General features: G+C 67.1%; 7 protein-coding genes and 1 pseudogene. 4 read left to right on the top strand and 4 right to left on the bottom strand.

Annotated features, from left to right (window positions below; translation table 11 throughout):
• Together ABZZ22_RS26515 and tyrS are read right to left on the bottom strand one after the other, a co-directional pair.
• Positions 1 to 240: hypothetical protein (locus ABZZ22_RS26515; RefSeq protein ID WP_354938394.1), on the bottom strand; the 240-nt coding region annotated here is incomplete at its 3' end.
• A 228-nt stretch (positions 241 to 468) separates the two neighbouring features.
• Complete coding sequence (tyrS, locus tag ABZZ22_RS26510) at positions 469 to 1,740, bottom strand: tyrosine--tRNA ligase (RefSeq protein ID WP_354938391.1); 1,272 nt, start codon at positions 1,738 to 1,740, stop codon at positions 469 to 471.
• 129 nt (positions 1,741 to 1,869) lie between these two features.
• Between tyrS and ABZZ22_RS26505 the strand changes: the two genes are divergently transcribed.
• Both ABZZ22_RS26505 and ABZZ22_RS26500 read left to right on the top strand, forming a co-directional pair.
• Complete coding sequence (locus tag ABZZ22_RS26505) at positions 1,870 to 3,330, top strand: serine/threonine-protein kinase (protein WP_354938388.1); 1,461 nt, start codon at positions 1,870 to 1,872, stop codon at positions 3,328 to 3,330.
• Positions 3,331 to 3,420: 90 nt separating this feature from the next.
• Positions 3,421 to 4,713: an MFS transporter gene (locus tag ABZZ22_RS26500; RefSeq protein WP_354938385.1), complete on the top strand. Its 1,293-nt coding sequence runs from the start codon at positions 3,421 to 3,423 to the stop codon at positions 4,711 to 4,713.
• On the opposite strand, the gene ABZZ22_RS26495 is transcribed toward ABZZ22_RS26500, so the two are convergent.
• Entirely contained in the window at positions 4,699 to 5,610 is a 912-nt protein-coding gene (locus ABZZ22_RS26495) for a LysR substrate-binding domain-containing protein (protein ID WP_354938382.1), read from the bottom strand. The genes ABZZ22_RS26500 and ABZZ22_RS26495 overlap by 15 nt on opposite strands.
• An 80-nt stretch (positions 5,611 to 5,690) precedes the next feature.
• On the opposite strand from ABZZ22_RS26495, the gene ABZZ22_RS26490 reads away from it, so the two are divergent.
• A complete protein-coding gene (locus ABZZ22_RS26490; RefSeq protein WP_354938379.1) occupies positions 5,691 to 6,566 on the top strand; it encodes an SDR family oxidoreductase in 876 nt (291 codons plus the stop codon).
• An 84-nt stretch (positions 6,567 to 6,650) separates the two neighbouring features.
• Positions 6,651 to 7,277 carry an NAD(P)-binding domain-containing protein gene (locus tag ABZZ22_RS26485; protein WP_354938376.1) on the top strand — a complete coding sequence of 209 codons (627 nt, stop codon included), beginning with the start codon at positions 6,651 to 6,653 and terminating at the stop codon, positions 7,275 to 7,277.
• Positions 7,278 to 7,292: 15 nt separating this feature from the next.
• On the opposite strand, the pseudogene ABZZ22_RS26480 reads toward ABZZ22_RS26485, so the two are convergent.
• Positions 7,293 to 7,519: pseudogene (locus ABZZ22_RS26480) on the bottom strand (hypothetical protein); the annotation flags it as partial.

The following is a 7,519-nucleotide window of genomic DNA, read 5'->3' as shown; positions in this document are numbered from 1 at the left end:
TCCTTGCCAGCTCCAGAAGCTTTCTTCCGGTCCTGCCTGCCAGACTTTATCAGACTCACTTTCGCTTTCCCAACTCGGCGCGTTCCGCGCTTTCCTGGTCAAACTCCGGTGCTTCTGCCTCGTCCTGGAGGACTTTATCGGATCTCGCTTTGTTGTCCAATTCAGCGCATTCACACTGTTATCGGATAACGCAATATCCACACCAACACAGCACAAGACATTCAAACTCTGGTCCGCCATGGATCCTTCGTCTGATCCGAAGACCTGACCGAAACCCTGAACCGAGCTGACGCTCGAGAATGTTGGTGGCCGACTCAGGGGCCGGAAGCCCGCCCGAAGACTCGCGCTTGCTTCCCGCCGCACCCCGGCGACCAGATGAACATTACGCCTCGGCGACGTACATGCCAAATCGAAGGACGCCCCGGGGATGGCAGTCACCTTCCCCGGGGCGTCCTCGCAGGTCAGCGCCTACTTCAAGCGCACGCCGGCGAACTTCTTCTTGCCCCTGCGCAGGACGACCCAGCCGTCACCGAGCAGCTCTTTTTCGCCGAGCGAGCCTTCGGCGTCCTCCACACGGACGTTGTTGACGTACGCCCCGCCCTCGGAGATGGTCCGTCGTGCCTCCCCCTTGGAGGAGACGAGGCCGGCGGCGATGAAGAGGTCGACGTAGGTCGGCAGCTCCTCACCACGCTCCAGTTCGACGGCACCGGCCTCGGTGATCGCAGCGGCCAGCGTCGTACTGCTCAGGGTCGCCAGGTCGCCGCCGCCGAAGAGCGCGGCCGCGGCCTGCTTTGCCTGCTCGGTCTCCCCTGCCCCGTGGACGAGAGTCGTCATGTGATCGGCGAGCGCCTTCTGGGCCACGCGCAGGAACGGCTTCTCCGCGTGCTGTGCCTCCAGGCTCTCGATCTCCTCGTGCGACAGGAAGGTGAAGACGCGCAGCATCTCCCCCACCTTGACGTCCTCGACGTTGAGCCAGAACTGATGGAAGGCGTAGGGCGACATCATCGTCGGATCGAGCCAGAGGGCGCCGCCCTCGGTCTTGCCGTACTTGGTGCCGTCGGCCTTCGTGATCAACGGGGTCGTGAACGCGTGCACGGTCTCACCGGTCACCCGGCGGACCAGCTCGACGCCGCCGGTGATGTTGCCCCACTGGTCCGAGCCGCCGAACTGAAGACTCACCCCGTGCGTACGGAAGAGATTCAGGTAGTCCATCGACTGCAGCAGGATGTAGGAGAACTCGGTGTAGGAGATGCCGTCCTCGAGGCGCTTCTTGACCGTGTCGCGGGCGAGCATCCGGTTGACCGGGAAGTGCTTGCCGATGTCACGGAGGAAGTCGATGACCGACAGCGAAGCCGTCCAGTCGGCGTTGTTGACCATCGTCGCCGCGGTCTCGCCCTCGAAGGAGACGAACCGCTCGATCTGGCCGCGGACCTTCCCGACCCATTCGTTGACAGTCTCGGGCGAGTTGAGAGTGCGCTCGCCCGAGTCGCGGGGGTCACCGATCATGCCGGTGGCGCCACCGACCAGTACGTAAGGCGTGTGGCCGGCCTGCTGGAGGCGCATCGCCATCGTGATCTGGAGGAGGTTGCCCATGTGCAGGCTCGGCGCGGTGGGGTCGAACCCGATATAGAACTTCACACTCCCGCCGGCCAGCGCATCGGAGAGCGCGTCGCGGTCCGTCGAGTCGGCGATGAGACCTCGCCACTCGAGGTCGTCGAGGAGTGTGGGATCGATGGACACGTGGTGCCTTTCAGATCGTTCTCAGGTGGTGTTTTCGGGGCCCGGAGCGGGCTGTCCCGGAAGCAAGGGTAGTAGGCGACACCCCCTAGAGTTGACCTGGCGAACGTGGACGAGATTTGAGGGGACTGGGTGATCGCAGGGAGGTACCGGCTCGAGAGGGAGCTCGGCCGGGGAGCGATGGGAGCCGTCTGGCTCGCCACCGACGAGGTTTTGGGGCGATCGGTCGCGCTCAAGCAGCTGATCGCGCTCGACGGCGTGTCTGATGCCGCCGTCGAACGCGAGGCACAGCTCGCCGCACGCCTGGTCCACCCGAACGTGGTCGCCGTCTTCGACCTGGTGCGCGACGACGACAAGCCGTGGCTGGTGATGGAGTACGTCGAGGGGAAGACCCTCGCCCACATGGTGCGCGACGACGGCCCCATGTCCGTCGAGGACGCTGCGAGGCTGATCGGTCAGATGGCCTCCGCGCTGCGTTCAGCGCACGCCGCCGGCATCGTCCATCGCGACGTGAAGCCCGCCAACATCGTGGTCGGCCGCGCCGACCGCGCCAAGCTGACCGACTTCGGGATCGCGCGTGGCGTCGACTCCCAGACCACTCAGACCGGGCAGGTCACCGGCTCCCCCGCGTACCTGGCTCCGGAGATCGCCACCGGCGGGCGGGCCACCCCGGCCAGCGACATGTGGTCGCTGGGCGCCACGCTCTTCCAGGCGCTGACGGGCGCGCCTCCCTATGGCGTCGCTGACAACGCGCTCGCGACGCTCTATCGGGTCGTGCACGAGGACCCACCGCGTACGCCACTGGCCGGCCGGCTCGCGCCGCTGCTCGAGCACACGATGGCCTACGACCCCGCCGAGCGGTGGTCTGCCGAGGACGTCGTCGACTTCCTCGCGGGGCGACTCCCGGACGAGAAGCTGGAGCCGGTCGCGCTGCGTACGCAGACGCTCGCCGCGGTTGCGAAGCCGTCGACGGCGGCCCCATCCGGCCAGGCACAGTCGACCAGCGCACCGGCGCGGCGCCGGTGGTTGCCGGTCGTGGTCGCCGCCGTCGCCGCGGCGCTGGTGCTGCTGATCGGCGGGGCCCTGTGGGCCAACCGTGGCGACGACCCGAAGGCCGACCCGGCGCCGACCGCCTCCGGATCGCCGTTGTCGGAGCCGAACGAAGAGCCGACCGAGGACGGTGAGCCGGAGGAGTCCGCTGAAGAGTCCCCCGAGGAGCCCACGCCCAGCGAGACGACCAGCCCCTCCCCCATCGAGAGCCCCACGGCGAGCGAGACCGCCGGTGCGACCGCCGATGGCGTCGACGCCTTCATCCGCAGCTATCTCGTCTCCGCACCCGCGAACCCCGACGGCACCTTCAGCTCGATGCTGACCCCGGCGTTCCAGGCCAGCAGCGGCGGCATCGAGGGCTATCGCGCCTGGTGGGGCTCCGTCGCGAGCACCAGCGTGGTGTCGGTCTCCCCCAGCGTCGACCCGCTCAAGGTGACCTACAACTACCGGTACGCGATGAAGGACGGTCGCCAAGGCACCGAGACAGTGACCTTGGGCTTGGTCTACGCCGACGGGAAGTACCTCATCAACAGCGAGGGTTGATCCGGAGTCTGAGCTGATAGGCACTTGGCCAGACGGTGATGTCCGTTTCCGGCCAGCGTGCCGCGATGCCGCTACCTACAGTCGGTCGGCATGAGCACTGACCTTGCCGCTGAGGCTCCCGCTGTCGCGCCGTTGCGCGGCTCAGTCGTGTGGTTCATGGCACTTGCGGCGGCGTTGGGGACCTCGACGATCTACCCGCTGCAGCCCGCGATAGCCGACGTTGCACACTCGTTCGACTCCTCGATCACAGCGGTCGGCATGGCCCTGGCCTTCGGCCCGGTGGGCTACATGTTCGGGCTGGGCCTGTTGGTTCCGTTGGTCGACCGCTGTTCTCCGAGGCGCGTGCTCGGGATCCAGTTCGGGGTCCTGTCCCTGGCGCTGGGCCTGACCGCTGTGATCAGCAACCTCCTGGTGCTGGGGTTGCTGATCGGTGTTGTCGGAGCCTGCTCGGTCGTGGGTGCCGGCCTGAGCTCGGTGGCCGGCCGGCTCGCGCCCACGCACCGGCGCGGCACCGTGCTGGGTATCGTCACCGCCGGGATCTCGGTCGGCATCCTGGCGGGTCGGATCGTCGGCGGCTGGCTTGCTGAGGAGATCGGCTGGCGCAACATGGTCCTGGTTTTCGCGGCCGCCTGCGCAATCGTCGCGGTCTGTTCGGTGTTGGCCCTCCCCGCCGCGCGGGGAACGTCCACACGTGGATACCTCGCCACGCTTCGGTCGTTGCCGGGACTGCTCGTACGCGACACCGTGCTCCGGCTCGCGGGAGCCCGCGGCGCCCTGTGGTTCTTCGCGTTCTGCGCCGTATGGGCAGGCCTCGCAGCAGCCCTGTCCGAGCCACCGTACGCGTACTCCGCTGCTCAGATCGGGCTCTTCGCGCTGGCCGGGCTGTCCGGCATCCTGGCTGCTCAGGCCGCCGGTGCCTGGACTGATCGTGTGGGGGCCAGGCGGGTGATCCTGGTGGGTCTGGCCGTCGCCGGCGCTTCGGCGACGGCCCTGACCTTCGCGCTGCCGAGCACCATCGCGACGCTGGCGTGCCTTGCCCTCTTCGATGCCGGTCTGTTCGCCGCTCAGGTGGCCAACCAGAGCACCGTGTTGGCCATCGATCCCGCTGCCCCCGCGCGTTACAACAGCACGTACATGCTGGTCTACTTCATCGGCGGGAGTCTCGGGACCGCGTTCGGCGCGGCCGCGGTCGAACTGGTCGGCTGGTCCGCGACCGTCGTCGTCACTGCGGTGGCCATCGCGGTCGCCGCGCTGATCACGCTGTCCACCGGGGCGGCTCGGCCGGGGCCGGCGACGAGCTCACCCAGCAATCAGGTCAGCCCGGGGTCTGAAAGTCGAGGCCGCGGCTGTTTGTTTCAGCGGAACCGCTCAACTGCGCTTTGAAATGGCGTCATTCGCGAGCTGCCACATCTCATGGTTCCCGCATTCGGCCGTGATCTCGGCCGTTGCCTGAGCCGCGGCAAAGAAGTCGTCGGCCAGCGGCGAGGTGCGCGATTTCGCCATTGCGACGAATACATGGTCGGGCGCGAGATCTGAGACGGCCACATAACTGATGTCCGGGCGTGAGTAGAACACGGTTTCCGAACGCCCCACGAACGAGATGCCGCGGCCGGCCGCGACGTGCTCGAGCTTCTCCTCCACGCCGCGTGCTCGGAGTCCGGAGTCGGGGTGTGGGCGCCGGGTGGGATGCGTACTCGGGTCGGCATGCCAGATCAGCGACTCACCGGCCAGGTCGGCCTCGCTGACCTCATCCTTGCCAGCCAGTCGGTGGTCGGCGGGCAGCGCCACCATGAGCGGCTCGGTGTAGAGCGGAGTCAGACGTAGGCCGGTCTCGTCGATGGGCAGCCGCACGAAGCCGACGTCGACGCGGCCGTCGAGGAGCATCGGAGCCTGGTCGTCCCATTCCATGCGCTGCACGTCCACGACTACGTCGGGATGCTGGACTTCGAACGCCCGCGCTGCAGGGATGACCGGGATGCCGGCCCGGAAGCCGACTACCAGCCGCTGGCCGCCACGGGTGGCCACGGAAACCCGGCGCCGGACCGCGTGTGCGGAGGCAAGCAGCGGACCGGCGTCGTCCAGCAGCTGTCGGCCCGCGTCAGTCAGCGTTACGCCGTGGCTGTCCCTGATGAACAAGGGGGCGCCGAGATCCTGTTCCAGCGCACGGATCTGCCGGCTGAGCGCCGGCTGCGCGATGTGCAAGTCATCGGCGGCGCGGCCGAAGTGCAGCCTGTCGGCGACGGCGACGAAGTAGCGCAGCTTGCGCAGGTCCAGATCCATGGAGCCTCCCGGTCCGGCAATGCCTCGAGGGTATCACCACGGCGGAAATAGGTCTTGGACGTGCACTCAAGGCCGGTGTCATGGTTTACGAGGCCGAGAGAAATCGGTCCAAGAATTCGGGATCGGAATCTGATAGCAGTGCCCAAATCAGGATTAGCACATCAAAGAATTGGGCTTTCTCCTTTCCCATTTCGAGAACTCATCTATTCAAAGGAGTGACCATGGGAAAGCTCGATGGAAAAGTCGCGGTGATCACCGGTGGATCCACCGGCTTGGCACTGGCCGGCGCCCAGCTGTTCGTCGAGGAAGGCGCGTATGTCTTCATCCAGGCCAGGCGGCAGGAAGCGCTGGACGACGCGGTCGAGCTGATCGGCCGCAACGTCACCGCTGTCCAAGGCGACGCGTCCGATCTGGACGACCTGGATCGCCTGTTCGACATCGTCAAGCGCGAGAAGGGCTCGATCGATGTGCTGTGGGCCAGCGCCGGGATGGGAGAACCTGCCGTCCTCGGCGAGATCACAGCGGAACAGTTCGAACGTTCCTTCTCGCTCAATGCGCGCGGCACCTTGTTCACCGTGCAGAAGGCCATGCCACTGATCAACGACCACGGCTCGATCCTCATGACCGGGTCCAACGCGTCCCTCGGGGCCTTCCCCGGCTGGAGTCTGTACGCGGGAAGCAAAGCCGTCCAGCAGGCCTGGGCCCGTGTCTGGCTGAACGAGCTGCGAGACCGCAAGATCCGGGTGAACGTCCTGACCCCTGGGCAGGTCGGCACCGCCAAGCAGGAAGAGCTGTTCGACGAAGAGACGCGCGCCGCATTCGAGTCACTCATCCCTCGCGGAACGATGGGCCGGCCCGAGGAGATCGCCAGCATCGCCCTGTTCCTGGCCTCCGCCGACTCCAGCTACGTCAACGGCCTGGAGCTGGTCGCCGACGGCGGCACGACCGCCATCTGAACCACACGAACGAGACCGAACCACACAACTAGCCAGAGCAGCGCCTGGCGAACGGGCGCCGGAGAACAGGAAGAGGCACAGCCCATGAGCACCATCACCTTCATCGGTGCGGGGAACATGGCCCGCACGATCGGCACGCGCGCAGTGGCAGGCGGTAACGCCGTCGAGATCATGGCACGCGATCAGTCCAAGGCCGAGGCCCTAGCCAAGACCCTGGGCGGCGGCACCACCGCAGGTGAGTGGGGCGCCGTCCCGGCCGGGGACATCGTCATCACCGCCATGCTGTACGCCGGTGTGGTCTCGACAGTCGCCGAGTACGGGGACGCCCTCGCGGGCAAGATCATCATCGATATCAGCAACCCCTTCAACGCGACGTTCGACGGACTTGCCCACAGCGAGGCGACCACCTCGATCGCGCAAGAGGTCGCCAAGGTGGCTCCGGCCGGCGCCAGCGTGTTCAAAGCCTTCAACACCATCTTTCGTAACGTCCTGGAGGAGGGCCGCCCCGACGTCTTCTTCGCTGGCGACGGTGCGCAGGCCAAGGCTGAAGTGGCGGCATTCATCGAGAGCCTCGGACTGCGCCCGATGGATGTCGGCGGCCTGAAGATGGCGCACTGGCTGGAGGGAGCGGGAGTGCTCACCGTCGGCCTCGCAGGCAACGGGGTCGGCCACGGGAACTTTGCCCTCGGCGTCACGGAAGTTGCCGGCTGAGCCCGGACCGGGCCGTCAACCGGTCAGAGCCCTGGACGTCGAACGCCTGGTGGACAGGGAGACCGGACTGATCCGCCGGGTGCGCGAGGTGCTGCGCCCCGAACGGGCGCCGTTGCCCTGCCCGGTCAGGCAGCCGTAGCCGGAGAAGGGCCGCCCGGCGAGGAACTTGTCGTGATAGCTGTCGGCGTCCCCGCTCGCGGTGGCGACGAAGCAGACCTTGGGCCGCTCCTTGCCGCTCAGGC

Source organism: Nocardioides sp. NPDC006273, assembly GCF_040613495.1.
Taxonomy (GTDB): domain Bacteria; phylum Actinomycetota; class Actinomycetes; order Propionibacteriales; family Nocardioidaceae; genus Nocardioides.
Note: the sequence above shows the minus strand (reverse complement) of the source record. Positions and strands in the feature narration are given on the sequence as shown.

Coding starts and splice junctions, on each gene's coding strand:
- ABZZ22_RS26495 (WP_354938382.1), bottom strand. CDS start 5,610: ATGGATCTGGACCTGCGCAAGCTGCGCTACTTCGTCGCCGTCGCCGAC.
- ABZZ22_RS26500 (WP_354938385.1), top strand. CDS start 3,421: ATGAGCACTGACCTTGCCGCTGAGGCTCCCGCTGTCGCGCCGTTGCGC.
- ABZZ22_RS26490 (WP_354938379.1), top strand. CDS start 5,691: ATGGTTTACGAGGCCGAGAGAAATCGGTCCAAGAATTCGGGATCGGAA.
- ABZZ22_RS26485 (WP_354938376.1), top strand. CDS start 6,651: ATGAGCACCATCACCTTCATCGGTGCGGGGAACATGGCCCGCACGATC.